Origin of the sequence: Janthinobacterium rivuli (assembly GCF_009208735.1) — a bacterium.
Lineage (GTDB): Bacteria > Pseudomonadota > Gammaproteobacteria > Burkholderiales > Burkholderiaceae_D > Janthinobacterium.
This window is the reverse complement of the sequence record NZ_WFLJ01000018.1, coordinates 98,867-122,427: the sequence shown is the minus strand read 5'-3', so window position 1 is coordinate 122,427 and position 23,561 is coordinate 98,867. Positions and strand designations below refer to the sequence as shown.

25 protein-coding genes are annotated in these 23,561 nt (G+C 62.6%); 14 read left to right on the top strand and 11 right to left on the bottom strand.

The features are described 5' to 3' along the window. Positions 1-2: 2 nt before the first annotated feature. Positions 3-1,274, bottom strand: coding sequence for an MFS transporter (locus tag GCN78_RS22605; protein WP_226939779.1), 1,272 nt, complete (start codon positions 1,272-1,274; stop codon positions 3-5). Positions 1,275-1,382: 108 nt separating this feature from the next. Here GCN78_RS22605 and GCN78_RS22600 point away from each other — a divergent pair, with 108 nt between their 5' ends. After that, positions 1,383-2,285 (top strand): LysR substrate-binding domain-containing protein, encoded by a 903-nt coding sequence (locus GCN78_RS22600; protein ID WP_152253704.1) that lies wholly within the window; start codon positions 1,383-1,385, stop codon positions 2,283-2,285. A 28-nt stretch (positions 2,286-2,313) separates the two neighbouring features. On the opposite strand, the gene GCN78_RS22595 is transcribed toward GCN78_RS22600, so the two are convergent. From GCN78_RS22595 to GCN78_RS22580, 4 genes are all read right to left on the bottom strand, one after another. Next, positions 2,314-3,186, bottom strand: coding sequence for a hypothetical protein (locus GCN78_RS22595; protein WP_152253703.1), 873 nt, complete (start codon positions 3,184-3,186; stop codon positions 2,314-2,316). A gap of 19 nt (positions 3,187-3,205) precedes the next feature. Then, the gene (locus GCN78_RS22590; protein ID WP_152253702.1) at positions 3,206-3,994 is read right to left on the bottom strand and encodes a hypothetical protein; all 789 of its coding nucleotides are present in this window, start codon (positions 3,992-3,994) and stop codon (positions 3,206-3,208) included. Further along, positions 3,984-4,496, bottom strand: a complete 513-nt coding sequence (locus tag GCN78_RS22585) for a hypothetical protein (protein WP_070221376.1) — start codon at positions 4,494-4,496, stop codon at positions 3,984-3,986. The genes GCN78_RS22590 and GCN78_RS22585 overlap by 11 nt, the downstream gene beginning before the upstream one ends. 96 nt (positions 4,497-4,592) lie before the next feature. Then, complete coding sequence (locus tag GCN78_RS22580) at positions 4,593-4,886, bottom strand: DnaJ domain-containing protein (RefSeq protein WP_152253701.1); 294 nt, start codon at positions 4,884-4,886, stop codon at positions 4,593-4,595. A gap of 162 nt (positions 4,887-5,048) precedes the next feature. Between GCN78_RS22580 and GCN78_RS22575 the strand changes: the two genes are divergently transcribed. The 3 genes from GCN78_RS22575 to GCN78_RS22565 all read left to right on the top strand — a co-directional run bounded on the left by GCN78_RS22575 (position 5,049) and on the right by GCN78_RS22565 (position 9,811). Next, positions 5,049-6,815, top strand: coding sequence for a glutamine--tRNA ligase/YqeY domain fusion protein (locus tag GCN78_RS22575; RefSeq protein ID WP_152253700.1), 1,767 nt, complete (start codon positions 5,049-5,051; stop codon positions 6,813-6,815). Between the two features lie 271 nt (positions 6,816-7,086). Continuing rightward, positions 7,087-8,880, top strand: coding sequence for a CHASE domain-containing protein (locus GCN78_RS22570; RefSeq protein ID WP_226939778.1), 1,794 nt, complete (start codon positions 7,087-7,089; stop codon positions 8,878-8,880). An 88-nt stretch (positions 8,881-8,968) separates the two neighbouring features. Beyond that, on the top strand, positions 8,969-9,811 hold the full coding sequence (locus GCN78_RS22565; protein WP_319633144.1) for a glycine-rich domain-containing protein: 843 nt from the start codon (positions 8,969-8,971) through the stop codon (positions 9,809-9,811). An 86-nt stretch (positions 9,812-9,897) separates the two neighbouring features. Here GCN78_RS22565 and GCN78_RS22560 read toward each other — a convergent pair whose 3' ends face one another. The 4 genes from GCN78_RS22560 to GCN78_RS22545 form a co-directional block, all read right to left on the bottom strand. Continuing rightward, positions 9,898-10,137: a hypothetical protein gene (locus tag GCN78_RS22560; protein WP_029496207.1), complete on the bottom strand. Its 240-nt coding sequence runs from the start codon at positions 10,135-10,137 to the stop codon at positions 9,898-9,900. Between the two features lie 242 nt (positions 10,138-10,379). Continuing rightward, positions 10,380-10,649 carry a hypothetical protein gene (locus GCN78_RS22555; protein WP_152253699.1) on the bottom strand — a complete coding sequence of 90 codons (270 nt, stop codon included), beginning with the start codon at positions 10,647-10,649 and terminating at the stop codon, positions 10,380-10,382. A 199-nt stretch (positions 10,650-10,848) separates the two neighbouring features. Continuing rightward, positions 10,849-11,109, bottom strand: a complete 261-nt coding sequence (locus tag GCN78_RS22550) for a hypothetical protein (protein WP_034781738.1) — start codon at positions 11,107-11,109, stop codon at positions 10,849-10,851. Positions 11,110-11,192: 83 nt separating this feature from the next. Then, entirely contained in the window at positions 11,193-12,110 is a 918-nt protein-coding gene (locus tag GCN78_RS22545; RefSeq protein WP_152253698.1) for an SDR family oxidoreductase, read from the bottom strand. A 12-nt stretch (positions 12,111-12,122) separates the two neighbouring features. Here GCN78_RS22545 and GCN78_RS22540 point away from each other — a divergent pair, with 12 nt between their 5' ends. From GCN78_RS22540 to GCN78_RS22520, 5 genes are all read left to right on the top strand, one after another. Further along, a complete protein-coding gene (locus GCN78_RS22540; protein ID WP_152253697.1) occupies positions 12,123-13,148 on the top strand; it encodes a CDP-6-deoxy-delta-3,4-glucoseen reductase in 1,026 nt (341 codons plus the stop codon). 83 nt (positions 13,149-13,231) lie between these two features. Next, positions 13,232-14,503 carry an MFS transporter gene (locus GCN78_RS22535; RefSeq protein WP_152253696.1) on the top strand — a complete coding sequence of 424 codons (1,272 nt, stop codon included), beginning with the start codon at positions 13,232-13,234 and terminating at the stop codon, positions 14,501-14,503. A gap of 38 nt (positions 14,504-14,541) precedes the next feature. After that, entirely contained in the window at positions 14,542-15,207 is a 666-nt protein-coding gene (locus GCN78_RS22530) for a DUF1345 domain-containing protein (RefSeq protein WP_152253695.1), read from the top strand. Positions 15,208-15,403: 196 nt separating this feature from the next. Next, positions 15,404-15,781, top strand: a complete 378-nt coding sequence (locus tag GCN78_RS22525; RefSeq protein WP_152253694.1) for an HPF/RaiA family ribosome-associated protein — start codon at positions 15,404-15,406, stop codon at positions 15,779-15,781. Positions 15,782-16,040: 259 nt separating this feature from the next. Then, positions 16,041-17,006, top strand: coding sequence for a GGDEF domain-containing protein (locus tag GCN78_RS22520; protein ID WP_152253740.1), 966 nt, complete (start codon positions 16,041-16,043; stop codon positions 17,004-17,006). A gap of 1 nt (position 17,007) precedes the next feature. Here the strand turns inward: GCN78_RS22520 and GCN78_RS22515 are convergent, their stop codons facing one another. Further along, the gene (locus GCN78_RS22515) at positions 17,008-17,640 is read right to left on the bottom strand and encodes a DUF5610 domain-containing protein (protein ID WP_226939777.1); all 633 of its coding nucleotides are present in this window, start codon (positions 17,638-17,640) and stop codon (positions 17,008-17,010) included. 147 nt (positions 17,641-17,787) lie between these two features. Between GCN78_RS22515 and sbcB the strand changes: the two genes are divergently transcribed. Then, entirely contained in the window at positions 17,788-19,236 is a 1,449-nt protein-coding gene (gene sbcB / locus GCN78_RS22510; RefSeq protein WP_152253693.1) for an exodeoxyribonuclease I, read from the top strand. A gap of 43 nt (positions 19,237-19,279) precedes the next feature. Here sbcB and pyrF read toward each other — a convergent pair whose 3' ends face one another. Next, the gene (gene pyrF, locus GCN78_RS22505) at positions 19,280-20,104 is read right to left on the bottom strand and encodes an orotidine-5'-phosphate decarboxylase (RefSeq protein ID WP_152253692.1); all 825 of its coding nucleotides are present in this window, start codon (positions 20,102-20,104) and stop codon (positions 19,280-19,282) included. Between the two features lie 156 nt (positions 20,105-20,260). On the opposite strand from pyrF, the gene GCN78_RS22500 reads away from it, so the two are divergent. The 4 genes from GCN78_RS22500 to GCN78_RS22485 all read left to right on the top strand — a co-directional run bounded on the left by GCN78_RS22500 (position 20,261) and on the right by GCN78_RS22485 (position 23,095). Beyond that, positions 20,261-20,875: a LemA family protein gene (locus tag GCN78_RS22500; RefSeq protein WP_152253691.1), complete on the top strand. Its 615-nt coding sequence runs from the start codon at positions 20,261-20,263 to the stop codon at positions 20,873-20,875. A gap of 1 nt (position 20,876) precedes the next feature. Then, positions 20,877-21,737 carry a TPM domain-containing protein gene (locus GCN78_RS22495; RefSeq protein WP_152253690.1) on the top strand — a complete coding sequence of 287 codons (861 nt, stop codon included), beginning with the start codon at positions 20,877-20,879 and terminating at the stop codon, positions 21,735-21,737. Beyond that, a complete protein-coding gene (locus GCN78_RS22490; protein ID WP_152253689.1) occupies positions 21,737-22,258 on the top strand; it encodes a TPM domain-containing protein in 522 nt (173 codons plus the stop codon). The genes GCN78_RS22495 and GCN78_RS22490 overlap by 1 nt, the downstream gene beginning before the upstream one ends. 72 nt (positions 22,259-22,330) lie before the next feature. Beyond that, positions 22,331-23,095 (top strand): SDR family NAD(P)-dependent oxidoreductase, encoded by a 765-nt coding sequence (locus GCN78_RS22485; protein ID WP_152253688.1) that lies wholly within the window; start codon positions 22,331-22,333, stop codon positions 23,093-23,095. Positions 23,096-23,561: the final 466 nt, after the last annotated feature.

Sequence of the window (23,561 nt, the reverse complement as noted above, 5' to 3'; positions counted from 1 at the left end):
CATCAGCCGACGGCTTCGCGCGCGCCCAGCGGCTGCAAATGGCGCAGGCGCAGGGCGATCAGCACGCCGCCGCCCAGGCACAGGCCCAGCATGACGACGACGCCCGTCCAGCCGTCGAAGCCCCACATCATGCCCGAGGCGGAACCGATCAGGCTCGAGCCCAGGTAGTAGAACAGCAGGTAGAAGGCCGAGGCCAGCGCCTGCGGCGCGCGGGCGCGGCGGCTGACCCAGCTGCTGGCGATCGAATGCGAAGCGAAGAAGCCGAAGGTGGCCAGCGCCATGCCGATGACGATCAGCGGCAGCGAGTCGAACAGGGTCAATACAATGCCGGACAGCATCACCGACAGCATGATCCACAGCACGCCCCGGCGCCCCAGGCGGTCCACCAGACGACCCGCCCAGACGGAACTGAAGATGCCGATCAGGTACAGAAAGGCGAGCAAGCCGACCGTGCTCTGGCGCAAGCCGAATGGCGCGGCCAGCAAGCGGTAGCCGATGTAGTTGTACAGGCTGACGAAACAGCCCATCAGCACGAACGCCAGGCAGAACAGCCACGGCAAGCCCTGGTCGGAAAAATGCTGGCGGATGGCATGCGGCAAGGCATTCCAGCCCTTGGTGCTGGGCACGAAATTCTTCGATGCGGGCAGGCTGCGCCAGAATTCCGCCGCCGCCAGCACGCCGGCCACGCCCAGCACGCCCAGGGCCCAGCGCCACGACAGGAAATCGCTGAACATGGAGGCGATCAAGCGTCCCGACATGCCGCCAAACGCGCTGCCGGCAATGTACAAGCCCATCGACAGGCCCAGGGACGGCCCCTCGATTTCCTCCCCCAGATAGGCCATGGCCACGGCCGGCATGCCGCCCAAGGCCACGCCCAGCGCGGCGCGGATGGCCAGCAGTTGCGCATAATCCTGCGCGAAGGCGGACAAGATGGTGAGTATCGCGGCGGAAAACATCGACGCCACCATCAGCGGCTTGCGCCCCACCCTGTCCGACACGGCGCTCAGCAGTACCAGCGAGATGGCCAGCAAGCCGCTCGACACGGACAAGGACCAGCTGCTTTGCGCCGGCGTCAGGTGGAACTGCTGCGACAGCAACGGGAACAGGGGCTGGATGCAATACAGCAGGCTGAAGGTGGAAAAGCCGCCAAAGAACAGGGCGCGGTTGCTGCGCTTGAATTCGAGGGAACCCTTGGCGATGGCCGTGCGCGGGACGGGAACGGGCGCGGCGGGAGAAGCGGAATGGGCAGCAAAGGCGAGCGATGAATCAGACATGGCCGTGTTTCGGAAAGGAAGCGAGTCTTCATCTTAGGATTGCCAACTCATATCGTCCAATATATATTCAAGGTCCAACTCATACTTTAAAACGATTACTGGACTAACATGGAACTGCGCCACCTGCGTTACTTTGTCGCCGTCGCCGAGGAGCTGCACTTCACGCGCGCGGCCGAGCGCCTGCACATCGGCCAGCCGCCGCTGAGCCAGCAAATCCAGGCGCTGGAAGGAGAATTGGGCGCGCAGTTGTTCGAGCGCAACAAGCGCTCCGTGCGCCTGACGCAGGCGGGCACGCTGTTCCTCGACGATGCGCGGCGCATCCTGGCCCTGGCGGAACAGGCGGCCGTCACGGCGCGCCGGGCGCAGCGGGGCGAGGCGGGCGAACTGCGCATCGGCTTTACCTTCTCCACGCCATTTACGCCGTATTTCGCCACCGTCATCAACCGCTACCGCCAGCAATTCCCGCACGTCACCTTGACCCTGCATGAAATGGCGACCCTGCATCAGCTGAAAGCGATCTCGGGCAGGACCATGGACCTGGGCTTCGTGCGCCCGCCGGAAACCACGTATCCGGACGATATCCGCCTCACTGAATTGCGCCAGGACCCGCTGTTCCTCGTGCTGCCCGTCGCCCACGCGCTGGCGGCCAAGAAGGCGATTGCCATTGCCGACATGGCGGGCGAAGGCTTTGTGATGTACCCGAAGGATGCGGGCACGGGGATTTATCCGCAGATCTTCCGCCTGTGCAAGGCGGCCGGCTTCGTGCCCCAGGTGGCGCAGGAAGCGGGCGAGGCGTCGACCATCATCGGCCTGGTGGCGGCCGGCTGCGGCATTTCCGTGCTGCCCTCCTCGTTCGACCGCATCCGCATGGATGGCGTGTGCTACCGCCCGATCGCCGACCCGCAGGCGACCACCAGTTTATTACTTGCACAAAGGGAAGAAGAGACGTCGCCGCTGGTGGCGGCGTTCGTGAAACTGGCCGAGGAAGCGGCCATGGAAGGGGGAGCGTAGGCCGGCAGGCGCCGGCCCACGTACTGCATTACGAGTAGTCCGCGTCCAGCTCCGAACCCGCGTAGTTTTCCAGGTCCTCGAACAGGCTCTTCATGCTGGCCCGCGTGAGGATTTTATGCACGACGGTACAGCTGCGGCGGTACGAGGCGATGCGGTCGAGCAACACGGGGTGATGCTGCACGGGCACCTTGGCCTCCAGGGCGGCCCAGCCTTCCTCGAAGTCGGGCTTGTTCTTGCGCACGGAACGCACGAAGCGCTCGAACTCCTTTTGACCCGTGCGCGCCACGATGCGCCCGCCGCCTTCGATGGCGAAGATGATGGCCAGGGCAATGACGCCTTCGGCATTCAAGTCGCTGTCGCTGACGGGGCCGTTGTCATGGTGGCGACGCAGCCAGCCAGCCAGGCGCACGACGGCTTGCACTTCCTTGCGCTGCTGCAACTGGAGCGCATACTTTTCATAGCCGGCCCAGTTCTGGTTCGGGTCGGCCTGGCAAATATCGATGAACAGCTCGCGCAAACGACGCTGCAGGTAGACGGGATCCTGGTCGTATTCGCCGACCAGGGCGTCTTCGGGCAGCTGCGACAATTCCTTGATCAGGCGAAAACCCACCTGAAACGCGTGTTCGGCGCCGTGCTCGACGAGGAAATCGAGCGCGGCCTGGTCGCCTTCATGCGTGACGGCCTGCTCCAGGCCAAGCGACACGCCGCCCACCGTCAGGTACAACGCTTTCTGGATGCCGTCGGCCGTGCGTTCATTCGTGAACTTCTCGGCCACCATGGCCGTGATGCCCGTCAATTCATCGGCCAGGTTCAGCGCCGCGTCGTCGCGCGGGTCGCCCGGCAACAGTTTGATGGCGCGCACGAGGCGCGGAAGATTCTCTACAACAATTGCTGGCAGCATTAGACGTTCCCTGCTTTCATTACGAGAAAATGCCCGTGCCCAGGCTGCGGCGCGTGCTGGAACGCGGCGCGCTGCGCGTGCTCGGCACTTGCTTGCGCAGGCGGTACAGCAATTCTTTGGTACTGCGCTGCAACATGGTCGGCTCTTCATCCGGATCGTCCGAGTATTCCGCGTCGGCCAGGTCGGCGCTGTGGCGGAAGTCGGGGAACAGTTCGAACAGCGAGCGGTCCCAGCCGTCTTCATTGGCTTGCGCCAGCTCGATGGCCAGCGGCACGATGTCGTTGTCGGACGACGTCACGCCCGTCACATACGGTCCCTTGATGACGATCTCGCCCGCCACTTCGAGGATTTCCTTCGGCGCCATCGAGAACAGGATGGCGAACGCCGTGGCGCCCCAGTCGGTGGCGGACGCTTCGAGCAGCAGCTCGCGGCGGCGCTCGGCATCGTCGGTGGAAAACACCACGCCGTGGATGTGCGCGAACAAGGCTTCGGCGATGCGTTCCGGATCGTCCTCGATCTGGTCGTCGCTCCAGGTGGCGGCGATGAAGGCCAGGCTGTCGGCCCAGGCTTTCGGCGGCACCAGCAAGGTGGCCAGCGACATCTTGCCGCCGTCAAAGCCGGCCAGGTGCAGGGCCGTCACTTGCGGCGGGATGGCATTGAGCACTTCCACCACGGCCAGGTCGCCATACTGGTCGGCCGCGTCGGCAAACGCCTGCTCGGCATGGCCCAGCGAGCCGGACAGCACCAATTCCGTGACCTGTTTCGTCAGCGCGGGCAGGTTGCTCTTTTGTTCATTATTATCGGCCATGGTCATCTCCATCCTGGTCAAACATCTGGGCGAAATCGTCGGTGGCTTCGTCTTCGTCGTGCTCGTCGTCGCCGTCGTCATTGGCGGCCAACTGGTCGAGCGACTGGTCGTCGTCGTCCCACAGGCGCGGATTCTTGTGCAAGAAGGCCGTGATGATGGCCTGGCGCGCCAGGTCGGGGAAGCTTTCTTCGATGGCGGCGTACATCTTCGCCGCTTCCGGCGCGGCGCACGTGGCCATCGAGAACACGCGGGCCGGGTCGCCGAACTCGTAGTCTTCGCTCTCGGCCAGCAAGCCTTTCGGGTCGCTGAAGGTGATGTGGTCGACCAGCGCGAAGGCCAGCATGTTCACGTCTTCGATGCCGCCGCCGCTGGCGTACTCGCTGACCAGCGCGTCAACCATGCTCTTGTAGTTCTTGCGGTTCGGCGGGTCGCCGAGGATGCCGTCGATCTGGCCTTCCAGCTCGCGCGACTGATACGCGAATTCAGGGTGTACTCTTCTCATGCTGTGCTTTCCAATGTGATGCGCGGCGCTGGATTAAAAGCGCCGTTGTTGTTGTTTTTCAAGTAATTCTGGCCGGCTGATGCGGGCCGCATCGATTTAATCGACAGGTAATACTGTGCCATGCAGGCGAAACACGCCGCACCACAGGGCATACGCTTCCGCTTCCGGGTCGATGATGATGCGGTGGTTCACGCTCTGGTCGTATTCGGCGCGCTTGACCGGGTCGGCCAGGATTTCATACGCCTTGGTGACGCTCTTGAAGCGCGCCTCGGCGCCGGGGGCCTGGTTGCGGTCGGGGTGGAAACGCATGGCCAGCGAACGGTAAACCTTCTTGATCTCATCGTCGCTGGCATTGGGTGCGACACCGAGGACGTTATATAAATTTTCCATACATGGCTCCGGGGTCACGGTTTGTTTGCTAATTAAAGGCGAATTATCCTATAGAACGGCGCCCGCGTCGCTTGCATGCTGGGATATGAGGTCAAATACGTGCTTATAAAGCGCTTGCGGTACGGTAAAATGCTTTTTACTGTCACTCTTCCGCATTGATCAATGAGCAACGATAAACCGAATACCGCCGCGCCAGCGCTGGCGCCCAATTTCTTGCGTAACATCATCGAAGCCGACCTGGCTGCCGGCGCCCACGTGCGTCCCGGCCTGCCCCAGGTGATCACGCGTTTCCCGCCGGAGCCGAACGGCTACCTGCACGTGGGCCATGCCAAGTCGATCTGCGTCAACTTCGGCCTGGCGCGCGATTACGCCGGCCAGTGCAACCTGCGCTTCGACGACACCAATCCGGCCAAGGAAGAGCAGGAATACGTCGACACCATCATGGACAGCGTGAAATGGCTGGGCTTTGACTGGGAACCGAAGCATGCCGATGGCCAGAGCCACCTGCACTACGCGAGCGACTATTTCGACCAGCTGTACGCGATGGCCGAATACCTGATCACGGCCGGCTTTGCCTACGTGGACAGCCAGAGCGCCGAAGACATGGCCGCCAACCGGGGCAATTTCGGCCAGGCCGGCAAGAATTCGCCGTTCCGCGACCGTCCGCGCGACGAATCGCTGGCCCTGTTCCGCGCCATGAAGGCGGGCCAGTTCAAGGATGGCGAGCACATCCTGCGCGCGAAGATGAGCGAAGATGCCATGAGTTCGCCGAACATGAACTTGCGCGACCCGGCCATCTACCGCATCCGCCATGCGCATCACCACCGCACGGGCGACGCCTGGTGCATCTATCCGATGTACGACTACACGCACCCGATTTCGGACGCGCTGGAAAACATCACGCATTCGATCTGCACGCTGGAATTCCAGGACCACCGCCCGTTCTACGACTGGCTGCTGGAAACCCTGGCCGCCGGCGGCTTCTTCCAGCAACCGGTGCCGCACCAGTTCGAATTCTCGCGCCTGAACCTGACCTACATCGTCACCAGCAAGCGCAAGCTGCGCCAGCTGGTGGAAGAGCAGATCGTCGACGGCTGGGACGACCCGCGCATGCCGACCCTGGTAGGCATGCGCCGCCGCGGCTACACGCCGGAAGCGATTCAGCTGATGTGCGAACGCACGGGCGTGACGAAATCCGACGGCTGGATCGATTACAGCGTGCTCGAAGGCTGCCTGCGCGAAGACCTGGATCCGAAGGCGCCGCGCACGGTGGCCGTGCTGCGTCCGCTGAAGCTGATCATCGACAATTTCCCTGAAAACGAGAGCGTGGAATGCACGGCGCCCGTGCATCCGCACTTCCCGGAACGGGGCTTGCGCACCTTCCCCATCTCGCGCGAGCTGTGGATCGAGGAAGACGACTTCATGGAAGTGCCGAACAAGGGCTATTTCCGTTTGTATCCGCCGATCGACGACAAGCCGGGCAGCAAGGTTCGCCTGCGCTACGGCTACGTGATCGAGTGCACGGGCTTTGACAAGGATGAAAACGGCAAGGTCATCGCCGTGCATTGCACCTACTTCCCGGACAGCAAGTCGGGTACGGAGGGCAGTTCCAATTACAAGGTCAAGGGCAATATGCACTGGGTCAGCGCGCCGACGGCCATTCCCGCCGAAGTACGCCTGTACGACCGCCTGTTCACGGACCCGCAGCCGGACGCGGGCGGCAAGGACTTCAAGCTGGCCCTGAACCCGCTGGCCAAGGAAGTGGTGCAAGCGTGGCTGGAACCGGGCGCGGAACTGGCCCAGCCGGAACAGCGCTTCCAGTTCGAGCGCCACGGTTATTTCGCGGCCGACCGGGTCGACAGCCAGCCGGGCAAGCCCGTCTTCAACCGCATCGTCACCCTGAAGGACAGCTGGCAGCCAGCCAAGTAAGGCGCCGGACGCCCCATGAAAAAAACCGCTGCGGCGGTTTTTTTTCGTTTCAACGAGAAATATTGCCAGTTGACTATATTCACGATAGTTTTGTATATTAGGCAGCTATTGAGCAATTTGCAATTTCCATAGTGCTTGTGCAACTTGGTACAGCCTCCACCACACAGGCGGCACCCGATTCCTCTTCCTGATGCGGATGGCGATGTCTTCTACTGCCGGCGAACACCCCTTATCTGCTGAAAAAAGACCGCTGTGGCTACTCGGCTTTGCGATGTCGACGATGGTGGGCTTGCTGTTCTACATGGCCACCTCGCTGTCGATCGAAAACGATGCCGGCGACCTGTTCAACAATCTGGCGCGCAATACCCAGAAAAACATCGAATCGCGCACCAGTTCGTATGCCAACCTGCTGCGCGGCACGGCCAGCCTGTTCCATGCCAACGAACATGTGAGCCGCGAGCAATTCCACCGCTACGTGGCAAACCTCGCCTTGCAGCAGAACTACCCGGGCGTGATGAACCTCAATTACAGCCAGGAACTGGACGATGCCCAGCGCGGCGCCTTCGAAGCGGCCATGCGGCGCGACTATCCGCCCGGACGCGACGGCTATCCGGCGTTTGCCATTCATCCGCCCGCCCCGCGCGCGCATTACTCCGTGCTCGTGTATATCGAGCCGATCGCCAGCGCCGCAGACAAATATGGCTATGACATCGCCTCGCGCCCCCAGATCGCCGAAACGCTGACGCAATCGCGCGATTCCGGGCACGTCAGCAATTCCGGCGTTCCCGTGCCGATGGACGGCCGCCCCCAATTGACGGGCATGGCCATGCGCCTGCCCGTGTACCGCTTCGGCATGCCGACCGGCACGGTGGAGCAGCGGCGCGCGGCTTACCAGGGTTCCGTCGGCATCGGCTACGACCTGGTGACGATGATGCGCAGCGCGCTGGCCGACATGCCGGTACGCAACGTCCGCCTGACCCTGTTCGATATCGGCCCGCACGCGCCGCTTGAACAGCCGGACTTGCCCCTGGACTTGCCGCACGACATGCGCCCCATCTTCGACAGCACGACGGCAGGCATGCATGCGCCATGGTGGCAGCCCGGCAGTTCGGGCCGCTACCTGAGCAGCACGCTGCTGATCGAGCACAATGGCCGCCTGTGGCAAGCGCTGTTCAGCGTGCGCAAGAGCGACCTGTATTCGCGCTTCGACGCCTTTTTGCCCTGGCTGGCCCTGCTGATCGGCTTTGCCAGCACCATGTTGCTGTATGTGCTGTTCCATACCCTGGCGTCGTCGCGCCGGCGCGCCATCCAGATGGCGACGGGCATGACGGAGGAATTGCGCGCCAGCCAGATCCGCCTGCAGCTGTCGCACCAGAAACTGCGCCGCCTGGCGGCCCACGCCGACCAGATCAAGGAAGAAGAGCGCAAGCGCATCGCGCGCGAAATTCATGACGACCTGGGGCAGAACCTGCTGGTCTTGCGCATCGACGCCGACATGCTGGCTTCGCGCACGCAGCGCCGCCACCCGCGCCTGAACGCCCGCGCCCGTTCGACCCTGGAGCAGATCGACGCCACCATCAAGAGCGTGCGGCAGATCATCAACGACTTGCGCCCTACCGTGCTGGACCTGGGCGTGAATGCGGCCGTCGAATGGCAGGTGGCGCAATTTCGCCAGCGCACGGGCATCGACTGCGAAGTGAGCGAAAGCCATGCCGACATTTTCCTCAGCGATCAATGCGCGACGGCCCTGTTCCGTATCCTGCAAGAGTCGCTCAGCAATATTTCCCAGCATGCCAATGCCAGCCGCGTGCAAGTCAAGCTGGAAAAGTGTCGCGATACGGTATCGATGAGCATCTGCGACAACGGCGTGGGCGCGGCCATCGACGGACGCAACAAGCTGGGCTCATTTGGCCTGGTGGGGATCGAGGAGCGCATCAAGTTGCTGGGTGGCACTTTCCATATCGAAAGCAGCCCTGGCGCCGGCATGAGCGTGCACGTCAGCGTGCCGCTGGGCGCGGACGCCACCGGCTTCCCTTACCAGGAGGAAATCCGGGCCAGCGGCTGACCGGCGCGCCACGCATCCAACAAGCTCAGCTTGCGTTTTTCGTAATTAAATGCAATATTAATGTAGAACAACTCAGCGCCCGCCCGCCATGGGTCCGGCATTCCTCGACTACTTGCCAGGAGTACACGCACGCCGCTTTCCCTTGTTTCACCGTATTTCCCACAACGCTCTTTACCAAAGGACATTCATGGATACGAACGACAGTTTCAAGGCAATTGCCGATTTGAATTTGGACGCGATCAAGGTCAAGCTGATGCACCGGGAGTCAGGCGAAGGATGGAGCCTGGAGAAGGCGAATGCGGTGGAATTCGAATACCGCCGCTTCCTGATCCTGATGAAACAGTTTCCGGAAGAAGAGACGGCGCCACTGATGGACGTCGATACGTTCTGGCACTACCACATCCTCGACACCCTGAAATATGCGGCCGACTGCGAGCAGGTGTTCGGTTACTTCCTGCACCACTTCCCGTACATCGGCCTGCGCGGCGAAGACGACGAAGCGGCGCACCATCGCGTGGGCGAGCGCATGAAACAGCTGTATGAGCAAACGTTCGGGGAAGACTATATCCGCGCAGAAACGGCGTATTCAGGGCGCGCCGTACAGGCCGCATATTCGGGACGGACTGTGCAAACAGCATTTTCCAGTGCGGCGGTACAGGCGACGGCATACTCGGGCCGGGCCGTGCAAACAGCATTTTCCAGTGCGGCGGTTCAGGCGACGGCATACTCGGGCCGGGCCGTGCAAACGGCGTTTTCCAGTGCGGCGGTTCAGGCGACGGCGTATTCGGGCCGCGCGACCGGGGCTGCCAACACCGCCTTTTCCAGCGCGCCTGCCTCATTGACGGCGGCGCTGGTCAAGTCGTCCTCGACTGGACTGGAAATGGGGCGTTTCTATCTCGATCGTCCGGCACTGAACCGCGACCCGCAATAGAAAAACGGAAACAGCTGCGGCTGCCGCACGCGGCAAGCCTGACTTACGCAGACGGCACCTCTCAGTTTGCCGTCTGTCAGGCGCTCTTAGGCAGCCATCAACTCGCGCAATTCACGAATGCTGAAATCGCTGATTTCATGCATGCGGATGAGGATCGTGGCGCCGATCGGCAAGGTATTGTGACGAATCTTGCTGATAACAGGTGGCGCCACTTCCAGAGCTCGCGACAAGGCGGCATCGTTTTTCAGTTGCAGCTTGTCGATGATCGCATCGAGGACGCGATTCGGGTTGTAGGTAGGCAAAGAGGTAATTTGTTTGAGAGACATGATCAAAAATCCGTACTTGTTGTATTAAAGCAAGAAAAGACAGAATGTCTCTTCTGCAATAATTCAGGGTAAACACACTAAAAAGCGCCATCACTTATGCGGCTTTTACGCCGCAAACAATATAATACACGCTATTGTTGATTTTTGCGTAACTTAAAGCAAAATTGTGATAATTGAAGAGAATTGACGCACTTGGAATGTGCTAGAGGATAACTCAAATCGGAAAAATTTGCTGCACGTCATCAATTTTTACAATGGGGGACGCCGCTACGCATGAGCCAGGCAATCGTCATGAGCGTGCCCAGACGGGCCATGTCGGCGGATAGATGCCAACCTTGCGCGGCCACGCCGGCCGGGGTGGCAGGCAGGCAAGTGCCTGTGATGGGATCGCCACGGCACCAGGCCAGTTGGCGGCGAATTTCATCGGGTGGTGGTGGCGGCTGCAGCGCATGTTCGCGGCGCCGCATATAGGCGCGCACCTGTTCCTTGCTGGGGTGACTCGTAGCTCGCATGGCTCGCTCCTGCTGACGGGAAACAGCGTCGCGCTAATTGTAGAGCCCGCCACAAATAACCAAGACGCGTGACGACATTGCTCAGCATATCGCCAGCGCGCCATGACGCCCTTGCGGTGCATCAAATGGCAAGGCCCCGGCATCGCGCCGAAGCCCATGCTGCCCCACGGCCTGGCGGCCAGAGGCCCAGCCCCCATCCTTACTTCTTTTGCTGGCGCACGCGCTGTTGCTGTTTTTCCTGCGTTTGCTGGCGGTTCTGCTTGCGCTCGAACAGGGTGACCGCATCTTTCTTGGCTTGCTCGACGGTACGCATTTCCTCATGCGCATCGTGCGGGACAAAAAATTCGGCGTCCTGCGCCGCCACGACCAGCTTGATGGCGGCGTCGTCGTCGAGGTCATACAGTTCCGTCAGAACGGTGGTGACCTCGTCCAGGTATTCTTCGTAAGTGAGGGTGCTCATGCTGTAGTCCTTAGGTGAATGGCGCACCGCCGCAACGGCGCGCTGCGCGCCGGCCCAGCAAAGTGCGCAGATAACCGGTCATTTTACCCGATGCCGGCGCCATCGGCGGACAGCGACCGCAAGGCATCGGCCACGCGCGCGTAGCGCAGGCGCACGCCCAGCTCGCGCTTGAGACGCGTATTGTGCAGGCGGCGCGACTCGGACATGAACGACAGCAGCATCGGCGTGACCACTTGCCGCAGCTCGGCACGCGGCAGGCGCGGCGGGCGCGGCAAGCCAAACGTATCGGCCACGGCGTCGAAATACTCCGCCATTTTGAGTTCGCTGTCATCGCTGGCGTGATACACGCGTCCCGGCTTGCCGCGCCACAAGGCCCGCTCGATGATGCGCGCCAGGTCATCGGCATGGATATGGTTGGTGTACACATCGTCGCTTGCCGCCAGGGCCGGCGTGCCTTCGCGCAAGCGCTTCAGCGGCAGGCGGTCATCCGCGTAAATACCGGGCACGCGCAGGATGGCCACGCTGGCGCCGCGGCGCGCGCCCCAGCCCCGCAAGACCTGTTCGGCATCGACGCGCCGCTTCGCGCGCGCATTCGCCGGCGCAAGCTGCCGCGTTTCATCGACCCAGTCGCCAGCGCAATCGCCATACACGCCGCTGGTGCTCACATACACCATGCGTGCATGCTCGGGTAAAATGGCGGCCAGATTGCGCGTGCGCTGGTCCAGCAAACCCGACGACCGGGGCGGCGCCAGGTGCACGACCATCGTCGCCAGTCCCGCCAGCCGTTTTAGGCTGGCGCGCTCGTCGAGGTTGGCCACGATGGGCACGGCGCCGGCCGCCCGCAGCTGTGCGCAGCGCGCCGGCTGGCTGGTGACGGCAAAGACGCGAAAACGCGTGCGCAGCAGGGGCAGCAGCCGCATGCCGACGTCGCCGCAGCCCAGGATCAGCAGGCGCGGCAAGCCTGACGGCTTGCGCAAAGAGTGCATTAACATATTTTTCATCTCAAGGATTGTATGACTTTTCAAATTACTGTTCAGCCCAGCGGCCACCAATTCAGCTGTGAAGCGGACGAAACCGTCCTGTCGGCGGCGATACGCGCCGGCGTCGGCCTGCCGTACAGCTGCAAAAGTGGCGCCTGCAGCTCCTGCAAGGGCAAGATCGTCTCCGGCAGCGTACAGCATAAGCCATACCAGGCCCGCTCCCTGACGGAAGATGAAGCGGCCGCCGGCTACTCGCTGCTGTGCTGCGCCGTGCCCCAGGGCGACCTGGTGGTGCAGGCGCGCGAAGTGGCGGGCAGCAGCGACTACCCGATCAAGAAAATGCCGTCGCGCGTGACCACCATCGAAAAAGTCGCACCCGACGTCGTCGTGCTGACCCTGCAGTTGCCGGCCAGCGAGCGCCTCAATTACCGCGCCGGACAGTATATCGAAATCATGCTGCGCGACAACAAGCGCCGCAGCTACAGCATGGCCAGCGCGCCCGTCGAAGGCGGCCCCGTGAGCCTGCACATCCGCCATATGCCAGGCGGCCTGTTCACCGATCAGGTGTTCGGCAGCATGAAAGAGCGCGACATCCTGCGCTTCGAAGGCCCGATGGGCACCTTCTTCCTGCGCGAAGATTCCGACAAGCCCGTCGTGCTGCTGGCCTCGGGCACGGGCTTTGCCCCCTTGAAAGCCATCGTCGAACACATGATCAACGAGCAGTCCCCGCGCCCGATCACCCTGTACTGGGGCGGCCGCCGTCCGCACGACCTGTACATGGACGCGCTGTGCCGCCAGTGGGCCGCCGACTTGCCGCAGTTCACCTATGTACCCGTCGTGTCGGAAGCCTTGCCGGAAGACGCGTGGGAAGGCCGCACGGGCTTCGTGCACCAGGCCGTCATGGCCGACCTGCCCGACATGTCCGCGTATCAGGTATATGCCTGCGGCGCGCCCATCGTCGTCGAATCGGCCAACCGCGATTTCGTGCAACTGTGCCAGTTGCCAGCCGACGAGTTCTACGCGGACGCCTTCACCACGGAAGCCGACCTGGCCAAGTAAGCGTCACCTTCCAGACAGCGGGGCGCGGCTGGCGCGGCGCCCGCTGCCGCCACCGCCCTACCCCGCTGTTCCCTGGAAATCTCATGTCTCTCGCTTCTGCCGGCAACGGCTTCAGTATCCTGCGTCACCGCAACTTCGCCTGTTATCTTTCCGCCCGCGTGCTGGGCACGGTGGCCGTGCAGATGCAAAGCGTGGCCATCGGCTGGCAGGTGTACCAGATCACGGGCAGCCTGTTCGACCTGGGCTTGATCGGCCTGGCGCAATTCGCGCCCTTCCTCGTGTTGATTTTGCCGGCCGGCCACGTGGCCGACCGCTACAACCGCCGCAACATCATCGCCTGGTGCCTGGCGGCGCAGCTGGCGTGCGCACTGGCCCTGCTGGCGTTTACGTTAAGCAACATTTCCATCGTCTGGCCCGTGTTTGCCGTGCTGGTGCTGTTCGGCAGCGCGCGCGCCTTCATGATGCCGGCCACGCAAGCCGTGCTGGTGAACATGGTGCCCACGCAACACTTCAGCCGCGCCGTCGCGCTCAGCTCGTCGAGTTCGCACGTGGCCATCATCCTGGGGCCTACCCTGGGCGGCTTGCTGTATTACTTCGGTCCCAAGGTGGTGTACCTGATCTCGTCCGCGCTGCTGGTCGTGTCCGTCTTGCTGATGCGCGCCACCACGCCGGCGCCGCAAGTGGTCAGGCGCGAACCCGTCAGCTGGCATACGCTGCTCGAAGGCTTGCGCTTCGTCTGGTCGAAACCCATCGTGCTGGGCGCCATTTCGCTGGACCTGTTTGCCGTGCTGTTCGGCGGCGCCACGGCCCTGCTGCCGGCGCTGGCGCACGACGTGCTGCATATCGGCCCCAGCGGCCTGGGCCTGCTGCGCACGGCGCCTGGCGCCGGCGCGGCCCTGTGCTCGATCGTGCTGGCCATCTTCCCCATCACGCGCCGCGTGGGCGCGTGGATGTTCGGCGGCGTGGCCGTCTTCGGCCTGGGCACCCTGGTGCTGGGCAGCACCAGCTATTTCCCGCTGGCGCTGGCGGCGTTGTTCCTGATGGGCGCCGGCGACATGGTCAGCGTCTACATCCGCCACCTGCTGGTGCAGTTCGAGACGCCCGACGAGATCCGCGGCCGCGTCAGCGCCGTGAATGCCGTCTTCATCGGCGCCTCGAACGAGCTGGGCGAATTCGAATCGGGCTTGACGGCCGGCTGGTTCGGCCTGGTGCGCGCCGTGCTCTTCGGCGGCGCCGCCACCCTGGCCGTGACCGGTATCTGGGCCGTGCTGTTCCCCGTGCTGTCGCGCATGGACCGCTTTCCCCACCACGAGAAGGAAGCGGCCGCCAGGACGGCCACCGCGGCAAGCACATAGAGATTAAGATGCGCTATTGCCACTGACGAACCCGCACCATGAAAATCACGCTTCCCTTGCACGGCTTCATCCGCAGCCGCCCCCACCTGAGCATGGCCACGGCCATCGGCGTGGCAGCCGGCCTGATGCTGCCGTCTTCCTGGCAACAGATGACGCGTTTGCTGACGGCGTGGAACGTCGCCGTCTGGTTCTACCTGGCGACGATGGCCTGGATGATGATGCGCGCCAACCATCACAAGGTGAAGGTGATGGCGGCGCGCCAGGATGAGCGGGCCACCACGGTGCTGTCAGCCCTGTCCGTCGCATCCGTGATGAGCCTGGTGGCCATCGTCTCGCAGCTATCCTCGATGAAAGACATGGCGCCGGACGAGCGCGCGCTGCATTACGGCCTGACGATCCTGACGCTGGTCGGCTCCTGGTTCCTCGTCGGCACCCTGTTCTGCTTCCACTATGCCCACCTGTATTACCAGGCCGACCCCGCGCTGCGCCCCCTGAAATTCCCCGACGACGAGCAAAACCCCGATTACTGGGATTTTCTGTATTTCGCCTTCACCATCGCCGTGGCCGTGCAAACGTCGGACGTTTCCGTGCAGACGCGCTTGATGCGGCAGATCGTGCTGGGACAATCCGTGCTGAGCTTTTTCTTCAACCTGGTCGTGCTGGGGCTGTCGATCAATATCGCGGCGGGCCTGATCAATGGATAAGGCTGACGATAAATAATTTCGTGGTGGAAACTTGACCTGGCTGAAGGGTTAAGCGCATCTTAATCGTGCGCACCCTCTTGAAATACTGGAAAGAGGAGTAAGATAAGTTCCATGCACAGAGGTCATGTGCATGAGGCAGCAACCAGGCCGCAGCACGCCTGAGATGGGTTTTTTTTGAATTGACAGGAGTAAGCATATGCAAATCAATATTCATACCGACAGCACCATCGCCAACACCGCTGGACTGAACGAACATGTGCAATCCGTACTTGAAAGCGCACTGAGCCGCTTCCGCGACAACCTGACCCGCATCGAAGTCCACATCAGCGACACGAACGGCCCGAAAGGCGGCGCTGACGATATTCGCTGCCTCATGGAAGCACGCGTTGCTGGCTATCAACCGATTGCCGTGACCGAACAGAACGCCACCGTGCATCAATCCGTTGCCGGCGCCACCGACAAACTGAAACGCGCCATCGATAGCGCCCTGGGCCGCCTGCAAGACAGCAAGCGCCACGCCACCGGCAAAAATGCCGTGATCGATACGGCCGAAGCGGAAGAAACCGCCGAGTAACTCCCCACCCGCAGGATTTCCAGAGACTGAGGCAGCCGTTCAAGGCTGCCTTTGCACATCTGGCCCGCCTTTCGCGCGCGGCAACAACAATAGTCAAACCAGCATTGCTCCAGCGTATTGACGCCGCAATGAAATAATTGTCGTATTTCTCACAGTAAGTGACCTCAAGCAAGCCTTTGCCGTTACGGTCAAGGCCGCTTTACGCTATCATGAAGCTACCGGCCCCGTGCTCGCGCGCCGGCTTTTTGAAAGTATGATTGTGGAACAGATCGGCAACTTTGGCGCTTCAGGCTGCAACATCGGCGATTTACAGCTATTTCGCGATGGGGCGGACAGCCAGACGGCCGCCATGCTGGCGCCCTGTCCCGTCATGCGCCTCGAAGCGGGCGAAGCTATTGCCGACACGCAAGGCGCCAGCCTGTACATCGTCTTGCGCGGCTCGCTGGCCGTGGCCGCCGACACCCACACGGGCATGGATGACGGCACCGTCAGCAAGGTCTTGCCCGGCGAAAGCGTGGGCGAACAATCGGTGCTCGATGAAGCGAGCAACCTGGCCGCCATTTCCGCCCTGGAAGAAACCGACTTGCTGGTGATCGACGCGGCTATCGTCTGGGAATTGATCGAGCAATCGAACGGCCTGGCCCGCAACCTGCTGCGCCTGCTGTCCTTCCGTATCCGCGCCGCCAATGCCCTGCTGCGCCGGCGCCAGAAACTGGGGGAATTCTACCGCCAGCTGTCGATGGTCGACAGCCTGACGGGCTTGTACAACCGCGCCTGGCTCACCGATTTACTGCCCAACATGATCGTCACGGCCCACGCCAGTGGCGAGCCGCTGTCGCTGGTGATGATAGACCTCGACCATTTCAAGCGCTTCAACGACACGCACGGCCACCAGGCAGGCGACCAGGCGCTGCGCATCGCCGCGCAAGTGCTGGGCGCGGCCCTGCGGCCCACGGATTTTGCCGTGCGCTATGGTGGCGAGGAAATGATGGTGATCTTGCCCGATACCAACGAACACGTGGCCCTGCGGGTGGCCGAGCGCCTGTGCGAGCGCATGCAGCACGCCGTCATCTTCGCCGACATGCGCAGCGCGCTGCCGCACATCACGGGTTCCTTCGGCGTGGCCAGCCTGGCGGCCGAACAGGACGACGAGGCGCTGATCGCCGCGGCCGACGCGGCGCTGTACCGCGCCAAAGCCTCGGGTCGCAACCGGGTCATGCTGTAGTTCAGGCGGCCTTGCTGTCGGCCGGCTTGGCCGGCGTGGCCGGCGCCGCTGCGTCATCCTTCTTGCTGCCGTGCGCGGCGATGAAGTCCGCGTAGCCCTTTTGCACCAGTTCGTACGTCTTGTCGATATTGCCGGCGATATCGCCATTCAGCACTTTCAGGCCGCCCAGGATGTCGCGCGCTTCCTTGAAGCCTTTTTCCATGCCGCCGCTGATGGTGTCCATGAACTTGGTCAGGGCCGTATCGTCGTCCAGGCCGGGATTCTGTTTCTTGAAGGCGTCAAAAAATCCCGTCGACAGCGATACAATGCGGCTCGCCGTCGCTTCGGCGCTGTTGTCCTGCGAGGCCGCGTTCTGGATCGCGTCCTCGCCGTACTGCCCCTTCAACGCTTCATTGATGTTGGTGATGGCCGTCTTGTACAGCAGCGCCAGCGGCTCGTTCTCGGAACCGATCGACACGTTCAGCGACGCTTGCATGATGGAGGCGTTCAATTGCAGCTTGGTGCGGTCGTTAACGCTCATTTCAGTGTTGACGCCGTCCTTTTGCTGGACTTTATCGTCCTTGCCGGCAACGCCCGTACTGACGGAAGTCACGGAAGGGGTGGAATTGCCGCTTGCGGCGATGGGAATTGACACGATAGACCTCCTTGAACGGGCAATGTATGCCACCATGCGGGAAACGCGATGATGACCATCCTCTCGTGTAGTATCGGCAGGTTTTCAGAAAACTGTAGCAGCGGCCGCTTTTAGGGGCCCGGATAACCAATCAAGCAACGACCATCAATGACTAACCAGACCTTTCTTTGGCACGACTACGAAACCTTTGGCGCCCAGCCGCGCCGCGACCGCCCGGCCCAGTTCGCCGCCATCCGCACGGATGCCGACCTCAACGAGATCGGCGATCCCATCATGCTGTATTGCCAGCCTGCCAATGATTTCCTGCCCGATCCGCAATCGTGCCTGATCACGGGCATCACGCCGCAACAATGTCTGCAGCTGGGCGTGCCCGAGCACCAGTTCGCCGCCACCATCGAGGCGGCCTTTTCGGAGCCGGGCACCATCGGCGTGGGCTACAACACCATCCGTTTCGACGATGAAGTCACGCGTTTCCTGTTCTGGCGCAACCTGATCGACCCGTATGCGCGCGAATGGAAGAACCATTGCGGCCGCTGGGACATCCTCGACGTGGTACGCATGACGCACGCGCTGCGCCCGGAAGGCATCGCATGGCCGAAGCGCGACGATGGCCAGACCAGTTTTAGGCTGGAACACTTGAGCAAGGCCAATGGCCTGGTCCACGAAGCGGCGCACGATGCGCTGTCCGACGTGCGCGCCACGATCGCCCTGGCACGCCTGATCAAGGAAAAGCAGCCGAAGCTGTTCGAATTCTGCCTGGCGCTGCACAAGAAGGACCGGGTCGCCAGCGAGATGGGCATGCACCTGGCCGCCAGCGAGCGCCAGCCTTTCCTGCACGTGTCGGGCATGTTCCCCGCCGAACGCGGCTGCCTGGGCGTCGTCTGGCCGCTGGCCACGCATCCGAGCAACAAGAACGAGATCCTCGTCTGGGATTGCGCCCACGACCCGCGCGAACTGTTCAGCCTGGACGCGGACACCATCCGCACGCGCCTGTTTACACGCAGTGACGCCATGCCGGAAGGCATGACGCGCCTGCCCGTAAAAAGCGTGCACCTGAACAAGTCGCCCATGTTGGTCGGCAATTTAAAGACCTTGTCGCCGGCCATGGCCGCGCAGTGGGGCATCGACGTCGATGCGGCAAAGGTCAACGCCCAGCTGGCCGCCACGGCGCCGAACATGGATGCCATCTGGGCCGAAGTGTTCCAGCGCCCGGGCGCGAATGGCGCGCTGGACGTGGATGAGGATCTGTACAACGGCTTCGTCAGCAACGACGACCGCCGCCTGCTCGAATCGCTGCGCCGCGACACACCGGCCAAGCTGGCCACGGCGCGCCCCTCGTTTGCCGACGAACGCCTGCAGGAATTGCTGTTCCGCTACCGCGCCCGCAATTTCCCGCAAACCCTGAGCGAAGCGGAAAGCCTGCGCTGGGAACAGCACCGCGCCGCCCGCCTGTTCGACGGCGACGGCGGCGCCCGCACCATCGAAATGCTGTTTACGGAAATCGACGTGCTGTCGGAGATGGTCGATGAGCGAGGGGAAGAGATTCTGGGCGAGCTGTACGACTATGCGGAGATCGTTGCCCCGCAGAGAGACTAAATGCAAAATGCCGGGCTAGCCCGGCATTTTTTATGCATGCGACTTAAACCGAACGGTGCGCGTTGATCGCATCGCGCGTTTCAATCGCCACGCGGCGCGCCGCGTCGGCGAAATCTTCGCCCGCTTGCGGAGTGGCGTAGATGATGGCGCGCGACGAGCTGATCATCATGCCCATGCCGTTCGCCGTCTGGCCCGCGCCGACGGTGGCGGCGATGTCGCCACCCTGGGCGCCGATGCCGGGCACCAGCAGCGGCATGTCGCCGACGATGGCGCGCACTTGCGCCAGTTCTTCAGGGAAAGTGGCGCCGACGACGAGCGCGCACTGGCCGTTCTTGTTCCATTTGTCCGCCACCAGGCGCGCCACGCGCTGGTACAGCGGTTCGCCGTCCGTATTCAGGAATTGCAGGTCCGAGCCGCCCGGGTTCGAGGTGCGGCACAGAATGATCACGCCGCGGTCCTTCCACGCCAGGTAGGGATCGAGCGAATCCTCGCCCATGTAGGGGTTCACGGTGACGGCGTCGGCGCCGTAGCGCTCGAACGCTTCGCGCGCGTATTGCGTGGCCGTCGCGCCGATGTCGCCCCGTTTCGCGTCGAGGATCAGCGGGATGTGCGGGTAATTCTCGCGCACGTAGCGGCAGATGTCTTCCAGCTGCTTTTCCGCGCCCAGCGCGGCAAAGTACGCGATCTGCGGCTTGAAGGCGCAAGCCAGGTCGGCCGTGGCGTCGATGATGCGCGTGCAAAAGGTGGTGATTCCATCCGGCAGGTCGCGCAATTCGGCCGGCAGTTTCGCCAGGTCAGGGTCCAGGCCCACGCACAGCAGGGAATTATTGGCCGTCCACGCGGCGGATAATTTATCGATGAAATTCACGGCACACCTTCTTATATTCAGTTGCAAACCCCGTATTGTAACGCGGCGCAGGCCATGCAAGGCAGCCGGGGGCGGCGGCCGACGCTTATTAAACCGACATTGCGGGCCGTTTCAGGTATATTTGCCTCACCTCCCCCATTACGCACGGAACCCATCATGCAAATCACCAATCAATTCACCAAATGGCTGCGCCTGGCGCTGAGCGTCACCGTCCTGGCCGGCATCCTCACGGGCTGCGGCTACAACGACTTCCAGACCAAGGACGAAGCCACCAAGGCCGCCTGGGGCGAAGTGGTCAACCAGTACCAGCGCCGCGCCGACCTGATCCCCAACCTGGTGAACACCGTCAAAGGCTACGCCACGCACGAGCGCGAAACCCTGGAAGCGGTGACCAAGGCGCGCGCCGCCGCCACCAGTTTCCAGATCACGCCCGAGGTGCTGAACGACCCGGCCGCGTTCGAGAAATTCCAGCAAGTGCAGGGGCAACTGTCGTCGGCCCTGTCGCGCCTGATGGTGGTGTCCGAGAAATACCCGGACCTGAAGGCCGACACCAGCTTCCGCGACTTGCAGTCGCAGCTGGAAGGCACGGAAAACCGCATCACCGTGGCGCGCCAGCGTTACATCGTCGCCGTGCAGGATTACAACGTGCATGCGCGCAGCTTCCCGAACAACCTGACGGCCATGGTCTTCGGCTACAAGGTCAAGCCATCGTTCACGGTGGAAAATGAAAAAGCCATCTCGACCGCACCGACCGTCAACTTCGGCAAATAAGATGAAAGCCTGGTCCTACCTTGCGGCGCTGGCGACGGCGCTGCTGCTGTGGTCGATGCCGCCGGCCGGCGCGCAGGGCTTGCAGCCCGTGCCGCCGCTGACCGCGCGCGTGACGGACAACGCCGGCATGCTCGACGCCAAGCAAAAGGCGGCGCTGGAAGGCGTGCTGGCCGATTACGAAGCCAAGACGGGCAGCCAGATCGCCGTGCTGCTGGTCAAGAGCACGGAACCGGAAGCCATCGAGCAATACAGCGTCCGCATGACGGATGCCTGGAAGCTGGGCCGCAAGGGCGTCGATGACGGCGTGCTGCTGATGGTGGCGAAGGACAACCCCTCGTCGCTGCGCCGCCTGCGCATCGAGGCGGGCCGCGGCGTGCAGGGCGTGCTGACGGATGCGCAATCGAAACGCATCCTGCAAGACGTCATCGCCCCGCATTTCAAGCAAAACGACTTCTATGGCGGCCTGGTCGCCGGCGTGGGCGCGATCGCCACCCTGCTGAACCAGGAGCAATTCCCCGCACCCGCACAGCAGAAAGCGCCAGCCAGCGTGGAAGCGGGCGGCATGACCTTCTGGCTGCCGCTGCTGTTCTTCGGTTTCCTCGTCGTGCTGACCCTGTTCCGCTCGCGCGGCGGCCCCACGCGGCTGCAGCGCGGCAGCAACTGGTCGAGCGGCGCCACCGGTGTCGTGCTGGGCAGCATCCTCAGCCAGGCGCTGAACAACCGCGGTGGTGGCGGCTTCGGCGGCGGCGGTGGTTTTGGCGGTGGCGGTGGCGGCGGTGGTTTTGGCGGTGGCGGTGGCGGCGGTGGTTTCGGTGGCGGCGGCGGCGGTTTTGACGGCGGCGGCGCCTCGGGAGATTGGTAATGACGAAACAACTGACATTCGGACAACGCTGCGGACGCGCCCTGAAACATTTGCGGGGCACGCCGGCGACGGCACGCCAGGCCTTTCCCGAGCGCACCCTGAAAGCCATCGAGACGGCCATCGCCGACGGTGAAGCGATGCACCAGGCGGAAGTGCGCCTGATCGTCGAAGCGGCCCTGACGCCGGGCATGGCCTATCAGGGCGTGAGCAACCGCGAGCGGGCGCGCGAACTGTTCGCCCAGTATGGCGTGTGGGATACGGAAGACAACGTTGGCGTGCTGATCTATATCAACCTGGCCGAACATCAGGTCGATATCGTGGCCGACCGCAACGTGGGCCGCCGCGTCACGCCGGAGCAATGGCAAGCCGTGTGCCGCACCATGACGGGCGGCTTCAAGGAGGGCAATTTCCACGACAGCACCTTGCACGCGCTGGCGCAGCTGAATACCTTGCTGCAAAGCCACTTCCCCGCCGATGGCACGCGCGGCAACCAGTTGCCGAACGAACCCATCCTCCTCTGAATCCCGGGCAGGGATTAGAATCTGCCATTGCCGCGCACACAGGCAGCGCGCCCCACCCGCAGAGGAGAACACATGAAACTGATCAATAAAACCGCCATCGTCACGGGCGCCACGCAAGGCATCGGCCTCGCTTGCGCCACCCGCCTGATCGCCGAAGGGGCGCAAGTGATGCTGGTCGACATCAAGGAAGAAGGCGCGCAGGCGGCCGCCACCCTCGGCCCGCAGGCGCGCTTCTTTTGCGCCGACGTCAGCCAGAAGGCGGACGTGGACGCCATGCTGAAGGAAACCCTGGCCCAGTTCGGCCACGTCGATATCCTCGTCAACAATGCGGGCGTCACGCACGCGGCCGATTTCCTCGACGTCTGCGAAGACGATTTCGACCGGGTCATGCGCATCAACCTGAAATCGATGTTCCTGTGCGGCCAGGCCGTGGCGCGCGAGATGGTCAAGCGCAACAGCGGCTGCATCATCAATATGTCCAGCGTGAACGCGGAACTGGCGATCCCGAACCAGGTGCCGTACGTGGTGTCGAAGGGCGCCATCAACCAGCTGACCAAGGTCATGGCCTTGAACCTGGCGCCACACGGCGTGCGCGTGAACGGCATCGGGCCAGGCACCATCCTGACGGAACTGGCCAAGCAGGCGGTGCTGTCGAGCCCGCAGGCGCGCCACACGATTTTGTCGCGCACGCCGCTGGGCCGCTGCGGCGAACCGGAAGAAGTGGCGGGCATCGCGGCCTTCCTGGCCAGCGACGACGCCAGCTACATGACGGGCCAGACCATCTATGTCGATGGCGGACGCATGGCGCTCAATTACACGGTGGCCGTGAAGGAGTGAAGGCAGGGGGAGATAGTTATATCAAAAAATGATAATGGTTATCTGAAAATACCATTAGACACATATCGTGCGACGCAGCATAATGCACCTGTCTCCACTATTCTCCTCCAAGAAAATAGTTTTAAGCCCGCTTTCACCAGCGGGCTTTTTTTTCGCCCTCACTGCTGAAACATGGCCATTCTTGCCATATTCCCGATATATTGCGCTACCACAAAAAAATGTTGCGGCGTGTCATCAGCCCGTCATGTTCGCCCCCTATACTTGCTTCATCTGCAGTACAGGCAACCGATATGCCTGACTACAGACAGGTGTGCCGCGATGGCACACCAATCCCCTTTCATGACCATGACGGGCGCCGGCAAGGCGCGCGACACGGTGAGCAACTCTCAACTCTTGGCCCATTTCATTTGGGTTTTTGGCCCGCGCCCCCGCGGGCCTTTTTTTGTCTGTCCAGCAAGCTCTTGCG